General features: G+C 73.0%; 14 protein-coding genes. 8 read left to right on the forward strand and 6 right to left on the reverse strand.

Annotated elements, in window-relative coordinates; all coding sequences use genetic code 11:
* Positions 1-100 precede the first annotated feature (100 nt).
* Positions 101-520: a CBS domain-containing protein gene (locus tag AB5J55_RS34865; RefSeq protein ID WP_369274421.1), complete on the reverse strand. Its 420-nt coding sequence runs from the start codon at positions 518-520 to the stop codon at positions 101-103.
* A gap of 86 nt (positions 521-606) precedes the next feature.
* Positions 607-1,008, reverse strand: a complete 402-nt coding sequence (locus AB5J55_RS34870; RefSeq protein WP_369274422.1) for a DUF2795 domain-containing protein — start codon at positions 1,006-1,008, stop codon at positions 607-609.
* A 133-nt stretch (positions 1,009-1,141) separates the two neighbouring features.
* Here AB5J55_RS34870 and AB5J55_RS34875 point away from each other — a divergent pair, with 133 nt between their 5' ends.
* The gene (locus AB5J55_RS34875; RefSeq protein ID WP_369274423.1) at positions 1,142-1,273 is read left to right on the forward strand and encodes a hypothetical protein; all 132 of its coding nucleotides are present in this window, start codon (positions 1,142-1,144) and stop codon (positions 1,271-1,273) included.
* A 65-nt stretch (positions 1,274-1,338) separates the two neighbouring features.
* Here the strand turns inward: AB5J55_RS34875 and AB5J55_RS34880 are convergent, their stop codons facing one another.
* Entirely contained in the window at positions 1,339-3,141 is a 1,803-nt protein-coding gene (locus AB5J55_RS34880) for a thiamine pyrophosphate-requiring protein (protein ID WP_369274424.1), read from the reverse strand.
* Between the two features lie 252 nt (positions 3,142-3,393).
* On the opposite strand from AB5J55_RS34880, the gene AB5J55_RS34885 reads away from it, so the two are divergent.
* Positions 3,394-4,185 (forward strand): RNA polymerase sigma factor SigF, encoded by a 792-nt coding sequence (locus AB5J55_RS34885; protein ID WP_369274425.1) that lies wholly within the window; start codon positions 3,394-3,396, stop codon positions 4,183-4,185.
* A 16-nt stretch (positions 4,186-4,201) separates the two neighbouring features.
* Here AB5J55_RS34885 and AB5J55_RS34890 read toward each other — a convergent pair whose 3' ends face one another.
* A complete protein-coding gene (locus AB5J55_RS34890; RefSeq protein ID WP_369274426.1) occupies positions 4,202-5,338 on the reverse strand; it encodes a PAS domain-containing protein in 1,137 nt (378 codons plus the stop codon).
* 124 nt (positions 5,339-5,462) lie between these two features.
* Between AB5J55_RS34890 and AB5J55_RS34895 the strand changes: the two genes are divergently transcribed.
* The 4 genes from AB5J55_RS34895 to AB5J55_RS34910 all read left to right on the forward strand — a co-directional run bounded on the left by AB5J55_RS34895 (position 5,463) and on the right by AB5J55_RS34910 (position 9,668).
* Positions 5,463-6,179: an ANTAR domain-containing response regulator gene (locus tag AB5J55_RS34895; RefSeq protein WP_369274427.1), complete on the forward strand. Its 717-nt coding sequence runs from the start codon at positions 5,463-5,465 to the stop codon at positions 6,177-6,179.
* A gap of 149 nt (positions 6,180-6,328) precedes the next feature.
* Positions 6,329-7,177 (forward strand): hypothetical protein, encoded by an 849-nt coding sequence (locus AB5J55_RS34900; RefSeq protein WP_369274428.1) that lies wholly within the window; start codon positions 6,329-6,331, stop codon positions 7,175-7,177.
* Positions 7,178-7,356: 179 nt separating this feature from the next.
* Positions 7,357-8,604 (forward strand): aminotransferase class I/II-fold pyridoxal phosphate-dependent enzyme, encoded by a 1,248-nt coding sequence (locus tag AB5J55_RS34905; protein ID WP_369274429.1) that lies wholly within the window; start codon positions 7,357-7,359, stop codon positions 8,602-8,604.
* Positions 8,601-9,668, forward strand: coding sequence for an MBL fold metallo-hydrolase (locus AB5J55_RS34910; RefSeq protein WP_369274430.1), 1,068 nt, complete (start codon positions 8,601-8,603; stop codon positions 9,666-9,668). Before AB5J55_RS34905 ends, AB5J55_RS34910 begins: the two co-directional genes overlap by 4 nt.
* Positions 9,669-9,935: 267 nt before the next feature.
* On the opposite strand, the gene AB5J55_RS34915 is transcribed toward AB5J55_RS34910, so the two are convergent.
* Positions 9,936-10,556: a DedA family protein gene (locus tag AB5J55_RS34915; RefSeq protein WP_369274431.1), complete on the reverse strand. Its 621-nt coding sequence runs from the start codon at positions 10,554-10,556 to the stop codon at positions 9,936-9,938.
* Positions 10,553-11,326 carry an MBL fold metallo-hydrolase gene (locus tag AB5J55_RS34920; protein WP_369274432.1) on the reverse strand — a complete coding sequence of 258 codons (774 nt, stop codon included), beginning with the start codon at positions 11,324-11,326 and terminating at the stop codon, positions 10,553-10,555. Before AB5J55_RS34920 ends, AB5J55_RS34915 begins: the two co-directional genes overlap by 4 nt.
* An 83-nt stretch (positions 11,327-11,409) precedes the next feature.
* Here AB5J55_RS34920 and AB5J55_RS34925 point away from each other — a divergent pair, with 83 nt between their 5' ends.
* A complete protein-coding gene (locus tag AB5J55_RS34925; RefSeq protein WP_328421291.1) occupies positions 11,410-11,817 on the forward strand; it encodes a hypothetical protein in 408 nt (135 codons plus the stop codon).
* 188 nt (positions 11,818-12,005) lie between these two features.
* Positions 12,006-14,045, forward strand: a complete 2,040-nt coding sequence (locus tag AB5J55_RS34930; protein WP_369276372.1) for a phage holin family protein — start codon at positions 12,006-12,008, stop codon at positions 14,043-14,045.
* Positions 14,046-14,118 lie beyond the last annotated feature (73 nt).

Raw genomic sequence — 14,118 nt, forward strand, 5'->3', positions numbered from 1 at the left:
GGGCAGCAGCCCGTACATCAGCTGGCGGACGGTGGCGCCGCTGACGTCGACGGTGGCGCGGTACGCGCTGATCCCGCCGGGCCGGTCTTGGCTCATACGCTCACTCGCCCGGAGCGGCGCGGCTGATGTCCGCCAGCGCGGAGCCGGGATCCTCGGTCTCCGCGAGGTCCCCGAGGCTGAGGACGCCGACCGGCAGCCCGTTCTCGACGACCGGCAGCCGCCGTACGGCGTGCTCGCGCATCAACGCGACCGCGACGGACAACCGTTCGCCCGGGTCGATCACCACCGGGTTGCGCGTGCACACCGAGCGGACGCTCACCGTCAGCGGATCGGCGCCGTCCGCGACCGCCCGCACCGTGATGTCACGGTCGGTGAGGACGCCCACGACGTCCTGGCCGTCGGCCACCACGACATCACCGATGTCCTGTGCCCGCATCAGCTGTGCCGCCTCGACGAGCGAGGCGTCCGGGCGGACGGCGACCACGCCCGGGGTCATGACGTCCTTCACGAATTCAGCCATCACTGGCCCTCCTGCGTTCCCGGCCGGTGACGGGTGCCGCGGCCGTGGCGGTGTGACCCCGCCCGCAGCACCCACCGACCGGGCCGCTATGCGTTCCTCCGGCGCGTGGACCGCCCGCCCCCGGTCAGGGCCTCGGCCAGCTCCTGGACGTTGGCGTAGCGCGTCGAGCGCGGCAGGCGCTCCATCGGCTCGACCAGGGCGTCGGGGGCGTATCCGCGGCGCAGCACGCCCATCAGCTCCCGTGGGGTCGCCGGGAACGAGCTGCGGCCCAGGAACCGGGCCAGCTCCAGCCGGACCACCGCCAGGGAGGCCGTGGACGTCCCCGGCGCCACCGGGCCGCCCGCGACCTCCAGGTCGTCGTCGGCGGTCGGTTCCGGATCGTGCCACTCCTCCGTCCGGGTGGGATGCCCGGATCGCAGCAGCCCTTGCAGTTCGTGCTTCATCTCGTCGTCACGATGGACGCTCAGCCGAGCGCTGCCTCGCTGCATGACTCCCTCCAGATCTTCGCGTCCGCACCGCGTACCCGCGCATCGGACGCCGACACAGGGTTTGCCGACGGCAGGGAGGGTGACCCGGATCTCATCCCCCCACACATGTACGGTTCTGGGGAAGGACCAGGTCATGGCACTGCTCGCTGTGCTACTCCCGCTTCTCATGCTCGGCGCTGTCCTGGCACTGGGCCGCTACGAGGAAGTGCTGCTGCCGAGGGAACCGGACGAGGACCGCCCAGAAGGGGCGGCGCTCGGCCACTGAGGCGCCGCCCCTGCGGTGTGCTGCTTCTCCGGTGTGCCCCTGCCGCTTCGCGGCTCCGGTCCTGCTCAGTCGCTCTTCTTGTCCCGCCCAGGCAGAAACTCCTGCATCTTCGCCTTGAACCCCTGGCGGATCATCGACCCGCGATCCGCGTCCCCCTTCAGGATCGACGCGGCCGTCGCCTCCATCTGGTCCCAGGTGGCGTGCGGCGGGATCGGCGGTACGGCCGGGTCGGTGAGGAACTCGATCACCGCGGGGCCGTCCGCCTCCAGCCCCGCGCGCCAGGCGGCCGCCACGTCCTCCGGCTTCTCCACCCGGATGCCGGTCAGGCCGAGGGAGCGGGCGAAGGCGGCGTACTGGACGTCGGGGAGCTCCTGGGACGGCAGGAAGGACGGGGCGCCCCCCATGGCGCGCATCTCCCAGGTGACCTGGTTGAGGTCGTGGTTGTTGAAGATGCCCACGACCAGGCGCGGGTCCTCCCACAGGTGCTTGTACTTCGCCGCGGTGATCAGCTCCGCCAGGCCGTTCATCTGCATCGCCCCGTCCCCGACCAGCGCGATCGCCGGACGGTCCGGGTGGGCGAACTTGGCCCCGATCGCGTACGGCACACCGCAGCCCATCGTCGCGAGCGTCCCGGACAGCGACCCGCGCATGCCGGGCCGCATCGTCAGGTGGCGGGCGTACCAGTTCGCCGCCGAACCCGAGTCGGAGGAGACGATCGCGTTGTCGGGGAGCAGCGGGTCCAGGGCGCGGGTGACGTACTCCGGGTTGATGGGGTCGGCCGACAGCTTCGCCCGCCGGTCCATGATCTCGTGCCAGCGCGCCACGTTGTCGCACACCGTGTCGTACCACTCGCGGCCGCGCTCCTCGGAGCGGATCAGCGGGATCAGCCGCTCCAGCGTGGCCTTTGCGTCGCCGACGAGATTGACCTCGTACGGATAGCGCATCCCGATCATGTGCGGATCGATGTCGATCTGCACCCCCCGCGCCTCGCCGAAGTCGGGCAGGAACTGCGAGTAGGGGAAGGAGGACCCGATCGTCAGCAGGGTGTCGCAGTCCCGCATGAGCTCGTACGACGGTCGGGTGCCCAGCAGGCCGATCGCGCCGGTGACGTACGGCAGTTCGTCGCTCAGGGCGTCCTTGCCGAGCAGCGCCTTGGCCACGCCGGCGCCGAGCAGTTCGGCGATCTGCTCCACTTCGGCCCGTGCGCCGGATGCGCCCTGGCCGACCAGGATGGCCACCTTGTCACCGGAGTTCAGGATCTCGGCCGCGCGGCGCACCGAGTCGTCCGCCGGGGTCGCCGTCCAGCCGCCGCTGTCCAGGCTGGAGGGGACCATCTTGAAGTCGTGCGTGGGGGCGGAGTACTCGAGTTCCTGGACGTCGCCGGGAATGATGATCGCCGTGGGGGCGCGGCGCGCGTAGGCGGTGCGGATCGCCCGGTCCAGGACGTTCGGGAGCTGCTCGGGGACGGTCACCGTCTCCACGAAGTCCGAGGCGGCGTCCTTGTAGAGCGAGTGCAGATCCACTTCCTGCTGGTACGAGCCGCCCATCGCGGTGCGGTGCGTCTGGCCGACGATCGCCAGGACGGGGACGTGGTCGAGCTTGGCGTCGTACAGGCCGTTGAGCAGGTGGATCGCGCCGGGCCCTGAGGTCGCCACGCACACCCCGAGACGCCCGCTGAACTTGGCGTAGCCGACCGCCTGGAACGCGGACATCTCCTCGTGCCGGGACTGGATGAACAGGGGCTGGTTGTCGGCGCGTCCCCACGCGGCGAGCAGGCCGTTGATGCCGTCGCCGGGATACCCGAAGACGTGCTCCACACCCCACTCGCGCAGGCGCTGCAGGACGTGATCGGCGACCTTGGTGCTCATGCGGGACCTCCTGGGCTCAGTGGGACTGCGCGGCACCGGTCCGAGTGACCCCGCGCGCGGGCGGAAAACGGAAACCTGCGTAGGGGTTTGCGGACCGAGGGTGAGGGCAGGCGAACAACCAGTGCTTCGGACAGGAGGCACGTCCGTGGGAGCGGCAATTCCCGCCACGGGTGTGTCCGGTCCCCGGCGCATGCCCGCACTCCCTCGGTGACCGTCCAAGCCAAAGCACAACCAAGGGAGTTGCGACGCACGATGCCCACCTCAGTGAGCGCGAAGCACCACCCGCACGACGACGCCCCCGACACCGCCGAGGACTTCCGCAAGCTCGCCACGCTGCCCGAGGGGCAGCAGCGCGACACCCTCCGCGAGAGGATCGTCGAGGCGTGGCTGCCCATGGCCGACCGGCTCGCGGGACGTTTCCGCAGCCGCGGCGAGAGCTTCGACGACCTGCGCCAGGTGGCCGCCCTCGGGCTGGTCAAGGCCGTCGACCGCTACGACCCCGAGCGCGGCCACGCCTTCGAGAGCTATGCCGTGCCCACCATCACCGGCGAGATCAAGCGCCACTTCCGCGACCACATGTGGACCCTGCACGTGCCGCGCCGCGTCCAGGATCTGCGTAACCGCGTGCGGTTCGTGGTCCAGGACCTGCAGACCGTCTCGGGCCGCAGGCCGACCGTCGCGGAGATCGCAAAGCACGCCGACATGAGCGAGGCCGACGTCAAGGTCGGTCTGGAGGCGCTGGAGAGCTTCACCGCCCTGTCGCTGGACGCGGAGCTGCCCGGCAGTGAGGACGGCTACTCGCTCAGCGACGCGCTGGGCTCCGCCGATCCCGCGCTGGACACGGTCGTGGACCGCGAGTCAGTGGCGCCGCGGCTGGCGGCCCTGCCCGAGCGTGAGCGCGCCATTTTGTACATGCGCTTCTTCGGGGACATGACGCAGAGCCGGATCGCCGAACAGCTCGGTATCTCGCAGATGCACGTGTCCAGGCTGATCAGCCGGTGCTGCAGCCGGGTGCGCGAGCAAGTGCTCGATGACGTGGGCTGACATGGCCACGCGCCGCTCAGGGCGTTCCCGTCACCGCCAGTGCGATGTGGCGGGACATGGTGTCCATCGCCCGCGCCTCCGCCATCGAGAACGTCAGGCGGGCGCCGCACCTGAACAGCGTGAGGACGCCTGCCACGGCGCCCTCCACGGCGAGCGGCACACACAGCAGTGACGTGACGTTCGCCTGTACGAGGACCGGGGCGCCGTCGGCATCATGGCCGAAGGCGTCCGGGTCCGGCGGGCGGACCTGGAGAGCCGGGGAGGCGGTGCGTGCCGTCTCCACGGCGAGGGGGCAGCCGGCCGGCGACTGGGCCGCCAGCGTCTTCGCCTCCTTCTCCGAAGGGGCCAGCACGGTCGTACGGGACAGTCCGGTCGTGCCGGCCGTGCCCGTGTCGGCGATGACCCAGTCGGCGAAGCGGCCGTGCAGGACCCGGGCCGCGCGCCGGACGACTGCCTCGCGGTCGCCGCGCGGTGCCGTCAGCAGGGTCGTGGTCATCTCGTCCAGGACGTCCATCAGGGCCGCGTGCCGGGTGGTCTCGGTGAGGTCGGGGATCTGGGCCGTCGGGCTGTCGCCCGGAGCCGGGGCGCCGGTCGCGCCGAGGTCGCCGGGCTGAAGCACCACCAGCACGGTGGTGTGGGGCTCCCCGCTCGGGCGTACGGCCGTCAGGGTCGCGTGGACCGGGACGGACGGGCGCTGCTGGAGGTGCACGGTCAGGCTGCGGTCGCCCTCGCCGCGTGCCACCGCGGCGGCCTGCGAACGGAACGCCGCCCGGTCCGCGTGGGCGAGGAACCCGGTCAGCGGCCGGCCTGTCGCATAGCCCGCCCGGACGCCGGTGAAGGACGTCGCCGCGAAGTTCAGCCGGCGCACCACCGCTTCCCGGTCCACCAGCGCGACCGGCAGCGGAAACCGCTGGAACACCGCCCGCAGCAGGTGCTGTTCCTGACGGTCGGTGGATGTCGTACGGGGCAGCTCGCCCGAGGTCAGCCGCTCGTACGACGGCCACAACCGGGCGGCGACATGGTCCAGTTCGAAGATGGCCGCGTCCAGGACGGTCGGCAGGTCCCCTCCCGAAACGGTTCGCGCCGCCTTGAGTTCCGCGACGCGGCGCACGAAATCCGTAAGTTCTTCACCGAATTCGTCGGTCTTCGCCATGAGGACGAACCTAGCTCGCCGTGATGTGGCCCGGGGCGGCGGGGCTCCAACTGGTCCCCCCGTTTCTCCCACTGTTTTCCCCGCGCAGTACCGGGAAAGCGCCCAAAATGAGGAGGAGTTGAGGATGCCCGCTCACGATCGCGTCGGTCGCTGGGGAGACCAGTCCGCCGAAGCCGCCCTGCCGGGGCGCAGGCTGTCCGAACTGGTCGAACAGGCCATGCGCTGCACCGCCGACTGCTGCGGCGCGAGCAGCATGGTCGCCGAGGCGGGTGCCGAGAGGCCCGCCGCCGTCACCCACCCCGACCTCGCCGGACTCGTCGCGGTGCAGCTCCGCTGCGGGGACGGGCCCATCCCGGCGGCCCTGGAACGCGGCGAGCCCGTCGACTCGGCCGACCTGCTGCGCGACGAGCGCTGGCCGGAGTACCGCGCCATGGCGCTCGACTCGGGCGTGCGCTCCAGCGTCACGCTCCCGTTCCTCCGCTCCGGGCTCACGGTGACGCTCAGTCTCTACAGCTTCCGGCCAGGCGCCTTGGAGGACGTCGCGCACGGGCCCGTGCACGCCCTCGGCGAACTCGCCACCAGCGTCCTGGTCCGCGACCGCTCCTACCGCGCCGCGCTCAGCGAGCTCGACCATCTCGGCACCGCCCTGCGCACCCGGCCCGTCGTCGACCAGGCGTGCGGCATCGTCATGCACGTCCTCGCCTGCGACGCCGACACCGCCTTCGGCGTACTGCGCCGCATCTCCCAGGGCACCAACCGCAAGCTGTCGGACGTCGCCGCAGGGGTGGTCAGCAGGCGGGGGCGGGGGCTGGAGCGTGACTTGGCCGCGCTGCTGAACTGAGGGAGCGGCCGACCCGCACGGCGTCACCCACTCGGCCGCCCCCGTCCCGCGAATGGTGCCCGGCCGCGCGCGCCCGGACGCCCGGCGGGCTGTCATGGCTGCGGGGGCACGACCGTCGTACCCCGCAGCCGGCCGAAGGAGCTCACCCCATGCGCCGCACCGCCCGCGCCCTGTCCGTCGCCGCTCTGGCCGGCGTCGTCCTGGGCTTCGTCGCCTCGGCCGCTTTCGCGGAGCCGACCGCGGAGGTCAGCCCCGGCTCCGTCTCCCCCGGCGGCAGGGTCACGGTCTCGGTCTCCTGCGACGCCCTCGGCACCACCGCTCCGGCGACCATCGACGCCACCTCGCAGGCCTTCGAAGAGGGCACCGTCCAGCTGAAGCGGGTCTCCGGCAACGACGAGAAGGCCGCCGGGCCCGCCTACAGCGGCACCGCCCGCATCCCCCCGGCCGAGAACTTCGAGGACGACCCGGACGCGGCCGGACCGGACTCCGCATGGACGGTGGACGGCACCTGCCCGGCGGCGCCCGGCGGGGAGGGAAAGGAGTGGAGCGCGACGCTCACCGTGGCCCTCGGCAGTGGTGGTGGCAAGGGCGGTACCGAAGGCGAGGGCAAGGGCAGCAGCGCGGACGGCGAAACCCAGGGTGTCGGCGAGGGCGTCGAGGACGGCACGGAGAGCGGCGGCGAGGGCGGCACCGAGGGCGGCTGGAGCGGTGCCGGTGGGGGCGGCGATCCCTGCACCGAGCCCCACTTGGGCGACACCGAGCCCGACAAGGCCGGGAGCGGGTGGGAGGAAGCCGCGCCCTCGGGCAAGGGCGACCACAGCGGGTCGCAGGCGCAGGACTGCGACAGCGCGGCCATCGGCCACGGCGTTCGCGCCGGTGACGGCGGCACCTTCACCGACTCCGTCCCGGCCCTCGTCGCCGGTGGTGTGCTGATCGCGGGCGCGGCCGGCGGTGCGGTGTACCGGCTGCGACGCAAGACGCCCACCGCGCAGGACTGACCCCTGCCGGCACCCATGGGGTGGGAGCACGATGGGTACTCGGAGCGCGAGGGGTGCACGAGACACCGTGCGGCCCCTCTCGCCGTACGAACCCCGCAACCCGCACCACGGAACAACCGACCCGCACGGAGCACCGCACGACGAACCACTGAGGCACCTGGCACAGCGCGGAGGCAAGGATGCGCCCGACGGACCTCGAAGGCCACGGCCCCGTCCGTTACGGGCCCCCGCTGCCCGGCGACGGGCTGCCCGTGCTGCCCGAACTGGCCGCCGTCCTCGCGGCCGCCGCCGGCCGGGCCGAGAGCGAGCTGATCGGCGGGGGCGACGGCCTCCTGGCAGCCGCGTGCGGTTACTGGGGCCGGCGTGGGCTGCCGACCGAGCCCGAGCGGGCAGTGGCCGCTCCCGGCGCGCCCGCCCTGCTGCTCGCGCTGACCGCCGCGATCGGCGGCGACGTCCTGGTGCCGCGGCCCTGCGCCGCCTGGTGGGCGCCGTACGCACGCCTGTTGGGCAGACCCGTCTTCCACGTGGCGACACCGGCCGAGTGCGGCGGAGTGCCGGATCCCTACGCCCTGCTGGAGACCGTCCGCCGGGTCCGCGCCGAGGGCGGTGACCCGCGGCTGCTCGTACTGTCCGTCGCCGACGACCCCACCGCCACCGTGGCCCCGCCCGAGGTGCTGCACGAGACCCTGGAGGCGGCCACCGAAGAGGGACTGCACCTCGTCAGCGACGAGACCTGGCGCGACACCGTGCACGCCGTCCACGACACGGTGCTGGTCAGCCCCGCCGAGATGCTGCCCGAACAAGTCACCGTCGTCACCGACCTGTCCGGCGCCCACCTCCCGCCGGGCTGGCCGGCCGCGGTGGCCCGCTTCCCCACCGCCGACGCCGGCAACGGCCTCCACGCGCGCGTGCTCGACGTGCTCACCGCGCTCGGCGCCCGGATCGCCGGCCCGGTCGCCCACGCGGCCCAGTACGCCCTGGAGGAGCCCGAGCCGGTCACCGCGCGGGTCGGCGCCACCGTGCGCCTGCACGCACGCGTGGCTGCCGCAGTGCACGCGGCCGCCGTGGGAGCGGGTGCCGTGGCGCGGCCCCCGCAGGCCGGACGGCACGTGTACGTCGATCTCGGCCCGCTGCGCGCCGGGCTGTCCGCGCACGGCGTGGGGGACGCGCAGGACCTGGAGGACTTCCTCGCCGAGCGGCTCGGCATGCCCGCACCGGGCGGGCACCGCTTCGGCGACGACCTCGGCGCGCTGCGCGTACGGCTGTCCACCGGCCCCCTGCTGGCCGGTACCGACGAGGAACGCGCGGAATGCATCACGTCACCCTCGCCGTTGGAACTGCCACACGTGCACCGCGCGTTGATCCACTTGAAGTCGGTCTTCGACGATCTCCGTGACGAAGCTCAGCGATGGGAGCCTCCTCGATGACGCAGCAGTCCGACTCATCCATGTCGACGCCACGGCGGACGACCACCCGGGAAGCCGACTCCCCGGCCGACCCGCCCCCCTTCGCACCCGCGTTCCCGCCGCTCGCCGCACCCCGCCCGCTGGGCGAACGCCGAGTGTGGCCGCGGACCTTCCACGACCGGCTCACCGCCCCGCTGCCCGGCATCAAGACCCTCGCCCGCTTCGCCCGCGAGGGCGCCGTACGCCCCGGCCGGGAGGGCCTGGCCGACATCCCGAAGCTCCCCTTCGAGCCGGGCCCGGTGCCCCGCGTGGACGCGCGCACGGTCGCCGTCTCCTGGGCGGGCCATGCCAGTTGGGTGGTCCGGATCGGCGGACTGACGGTCCTCACCGACCCCGTCTGGTCGCGCCGCATCCTCGGCACCCCGGCCCGCATCACCCCCGTCGGCGTCGCCTGGAGCGCCCTGCCCCGCGTCGACGCGGTCGTCATCAGCCACAACCACTACGACCACCTGGACGCCCCCACGCTGCGCCGACTCCCGCGCGACACCCCCGTGTTCGTGCCGGCCGGCCTCGCCGCCTGGTTCCGTCGCCGCAGGTTCACGCAGGTCACCGAGTTGGACTGGTGGGAGGCGGCCGAACTCTCCAGTGTCCGCTTCGACTTCGTCCCGGCCCACCACTGGTCCAAGCGCACCCTGATCGACACCTGCCGCAGCCTGTGGGGCGGCTGGGTGCTCACCGCGCCCGACGGACAGCGCGTGTACTTCGCCGGCGACACGGGCTACGGCCACTGGTTCACCCGCATCGGCGAGCGCTACCCCGGCATCGACCTCGCCCTGCTCCCCATCGGCGCCTACGACCCCCGCTGGTGGCTCAGCGACGTCCACTGCGACCCGGAGGAGGCGGTGCGGGCGGCCCAGGATCTGGGCGCCCGCAGGATGGCGCCGATGCACTGGGCGGCGTTCGTCCTGTCGGCAGAGCCGGTCCTGGAGCCGCTCACCCGGGTGCGGGCGGCGTGGGAGAAGGCGGGGCTGGACCGCGAGAACCTGTGGGACCTGCCGGTGGGGGGATCGCGCGTACTGGACTAGCCCTGTCGTTTGGATCGGCTCGGCTGTGAGGGTCGGTTCCTCTTGGCGGACCCGAGCGGGGTCTGGTGCGTGCAGGTGCATGGCGGAGGAGGGAGTCGACGCGATGGGGGTACCCCCGCTCGAGCGATGTCGGGAGTGGGGGAGTCGGCGACCGACGACAACGCGGCAGATGTGCGTGCCGGGGCCCGCGACGCCGAGCTGATCCAAACGACAGGGCCTAGCCAACGGCCAGTGGGCCGACCGGAACCAGCGCCGCGCAACGACACATCACCGGGCGGGCCGGATCCGCCTCCACAAACTCGGCACCCCGCTGATGACCAGCGTCAGCACGACGGCCGCAACGACCCCCTCCCAGGGCTTCTTGAACAGCGACCCGCCCAGAATCCCGATCAACTGATATGTGACCGCCCACGCCAGACACGCCGGAAGGTTTCCCCGGGCGAACCGCCGCATCGGCCACTCGGCCAGCAGACAGGCCAGCATCACCGGCAACCGCCCCGCAGGAACCAGCCGGGACAGCACCAGCACGGCCACACCGTGCTCGGCGAGCTTCTCCTGCGCCTGAGTGAGCCGCTCCTCCGGCGCGCGCGAGCGGATCGCCTCCAGCCAGCGCGAGCCGTTCTTCGAGCGCATGCCGCGCCGCCCCAGCCAGTACAGCGCCGCATCGCCGAGGAACGCCGCCGTCGACGCCGTCACGAACACCAGCGCCAGCGAGAACGGTGCCGTCTGGTGAAACGCCACCACCGCCGCCGAACTCACCAGCGCGCCCGTCGGGATCACCGGCACCAGCGCCCCGATCAGCACCAGCAGGAACAGCGTCGGATAGCCGATCGCCTGCTGGGTCGACTCGTACGGCACCGTCGTCGTGGCGGCGGCCCACACCGTCACCGGGACACCTCCGGGCGCACGCACTCCCCGTGCGCGAGCCGGTGCACCGCCACGCCGGGCGCGCGCTCCGCCGCGAGCCGTTGGAACTCGTGGCCGGGCGCGTGGAATTCATGGGGGCGCACGGCGTCCATGCCGATCGGCCAGTACGTGCCGTAGTGCACCGGCACCGCACTGCGCGGCCCGAGCCGGGCCAGCGCCTCGGCCGCCCGCCCCGCGTCCAGATGCCCCTCCCCGAGATACGGTCCCCAGCCGCCGACCGGCAGCAATGCCACGTCGACCGGCCCGACCTCCTTCGCCATCGCGTCGAACAGCCCGGTGTCCCCGGCGAAGTACGTGCGTGCCTCGCCCTCGAAGACGTAGCCCAGGGCGGGGGAGCGGTGCGGGCCGACGGGCAGTCGGCGTCCGTCGTGCCGCGCGGGAACGGCGCGTACGGCCACGTCGCCCACCGCCGTCACGTCCCCCGGTGCCATCTCGGTCATCCGCAGATGCGTGAGCCGGCGCAGGCCCGGCACCGCCCGGGGCGCGCCCCGGGGCACGAGCAGGCGGGTGCCCTGCGGCAGCCTGGCGAGCGAGGGAACGTGCAGGTGGTCGGCGTGCAGATGGGAGACCACGGCGACGTCCGCGCGCCAGGCACCGGGCGGGGGTGGTGCGCCCCGGCGGCGGCGCAGGTGTGCGAGCCGGCGTGCGAACAGAGGGTCGGTCAGGAGGCGCACGTTCGAATCCTCGACCGTGCAGGTGGCGTGACCCCACCAGGTGATCTCCACCGGCACCTCTTTGCCTCCTTCGCGCGACTCCCCGAAGCGTACGGGCTGGAGTAGGGTCGGCGGCGAAACCCGGAGGTGAGGGGGACGCCATGGGGGCATCCGTAGTGCGCGTGACGGCGATCGCCAGTCTGACGCCGCTCGAAGAGCTGGACGCCGACCCCTTCCTGGTGGACTCCCGCAGCCAGCACGCGATGTGCGCGCGCTGGGCCGCCGAGCACGGGTACGTCGTCGCACGCGAACTCCTCGTACGCCGGTTGCGGGCGGACCACAGCGTGCTGTGGGAGGGCGTCCGCCCCGGCCTCGACCTGTTCGTGGCGCCCAGCCGGAGAGTGCTGGAGAGCGCGCTGTCGTCCGTCGACGACTTCTCCGCGGAGTGCGCCCGGCGGGGCGTGCGGGTGGAGATCGTGGGGCGGGCGGAGCCGTTGTACGACGCGCAGATGAAGGCACGCGTGCACCGGAGGCTGTCGATGCCGACGGCCGGCTACGACGGTCGTTGACGATCGCGGCTTGGGCACGTGACGAGGCGGCCGGGCGGGACGACGTGTCCGGTCCGGTGTCAGAGGGGTGTGCCAGGCTGGGGGCGTGAAAGGCCCGTTTCGGGTGCTGGGCCGGGACGTGAGGTGGGCTGGGCGTGCGTGGTGGGCGTTGGCGGCGGGTTGCCAGTCAGGTCGGGCGGAGCGTGGCCGTGTGGGCCGTCTCCACCGTCACCATGCTCGTGCTGGCCGGGATCCTGCCGGATTTCCAGCTGCAGTCGGCCGACGGTGACAGCGCCACCCACATCGCCATGACCGCCGCCCTCGGCGCCGGTGCCTTCGGCCTGCTGTCCGCGCTCGCCTGGCCCGTCCTCGTACGACTCCTGCTGCTGGTGCCCGCCCTGGTGCTCGGCCTGCTGGTGTTCTTCCTCAACGGCTCGCTGCTGATCGTCGCCCTGCGTCTGGTCCCCTCCGGCGACAGCGAGGCCGCCCCCGAGACCGCCGTCATCGTCGCCGCCGTGATGTCCGCCGTGGCCTCCGCCACCGGCGCCGCCCTCGCCGTACGGGACGACGACGCGTACCGGCGCCGCCTGTACCGCCTCGCCGACCGCCGCCGCAGGGCCCTGCCGCCCGGCCCGTCCAGCCCCGGCACCGCCTTCATCCAGCTCGACGGCGTCGGCCACGACGTCCTCCTCGACGCCGTCGGCAAGGGCCTGATGCCCACCGTCGCCCGCTGGCTCGGCAAGGGCGGCATCGTTGCGGCGGACGGCGCCCGCGCCACCCACCGGCTCACCCCCTGGCGCACCGACTGGTCCAGCCAGACCGGCGCCAGTCAGCTCGGCATCCTGCACGGCAGCAACCACGACGTCCCGGCCTTCCGCTGGTACGAGAAGGCCGCCCGCGAGGTCATGGTCTGCAACCGCCCCGCCAACGCCGCCGAGCTCCAGCGCCGCGCCATCGACCGCACCGGCGACGGCGGACTGCTCACCGCCGACGGTGCCAGCCGCGGCAACCTCTTCAGCGGCGGCGCCGACGAACAGGCCCTCGTGCTGTCCATCGCCACCATGCGCCGCAGCCGCGAGAACCGCTCCCGCTCCGGCTACTTCGCCTACTTCTCCGACCCGGCCAACGCCGTGCGCACCGCCCTGTCCTTCACCGCCGAGGTCGGCCGCGAGATCGGCCAGTCCACCCGGGCCCGCGCCCGCAAGGTCAGGCCCAGGGTCTCCCGCGGCGGTCTCTACCCCTTCGTCCGCGCCTTCGCGACCGTCGTGGAACGGGACGTCGTCGTCGCCGCGGTGACGGGCGACATGCTGGCAGGCCGCACCTCCGTGTACGCCGACCTCGTGGCGTACGACGAGGTGGCGCACCACTCCGGGCCGCGCGGTCGCGACACCGAGAAGGTCCTCGAACGCCTCGACCGGGCACTGGCGTTGATCGAGAACGTCGCCGAGCACGCGCCGCGGCCGTACCGGATCGTCGTGTTGTCCGACCACGGCCAGAGCCCCGGCGAGACCTTCCGCGCCCGCTACGGCCTCGGCCTCGGTGACCTGGTGCGGGCCGGCTGCGGCCTGCCCGTGCCGCGCAAGGCGCAGCGCACCCACAGCGGCGCCGAGGCTCGCGCGGCCGTCCGCGCGGCACTGCGCCGGCCCGTCGAGGACGGCTCCGAGCAGCACCGCCCGTCCCGCCGCCGCTCGGAGCCGATCGTGCTGGCGTCCGGCAACCTGGGCCTGGTCTCCTTCCCGGACGTGCCGCACCGGATGACCAAGGAGGAGATCGACGCCCGTCACCCGGCCCTGCTCACCACCCTCGCCAACCACCCCGGCGTCGGCTTCCTGCTCGTCCGCAGCGAGGAGCACGGAGGGGTCGTGCTCGGTGCGTACGGTGCCGAGATCCCGCTGGACCAACTCGACGACAAGCCGGGCCCGTTGGAGGCCTTCGGGCCGGGCGCCGCCGACGCCGTGCGCCGTACGCACTCCTTCCCGAACGCCGCCGACATCATGGTCAACTCCGCCTACGACGAGGCCGACGGCGAGGTCCTCGCGTTCGAGGAGCAGATCGGCTCGCACGGCGGACTCGGCGGGGCGCAGGGCAAGCCGTTCCTGCTGTCACCGCTCGCCTTCACCGCGGCGGTCGACGACGGCGAGGACCTCGTGGGCGCCGAGCACGTCCACCGTGTGCTGCGCCGCTGGCTGCGGGAGGCGGACGGCCCCCAGGTGCCCTTGGAGACGGAGCCGGAGGAGCGGGCCGCCTGAAATTCGGCTGCGTCCGAGAGCTCCACAGGCACACACTGTTCGAGTCGCGAAACCGATCGAACACCTCAAGGGA

This window comes from Streptomyces sp. R11 (assembly GCF_041051905.1).
Lineage (GTDB): Bacteria > Actinomycetota > Actinomycetes > Streptomycetales > Streptomycetaceae > Streptomyces.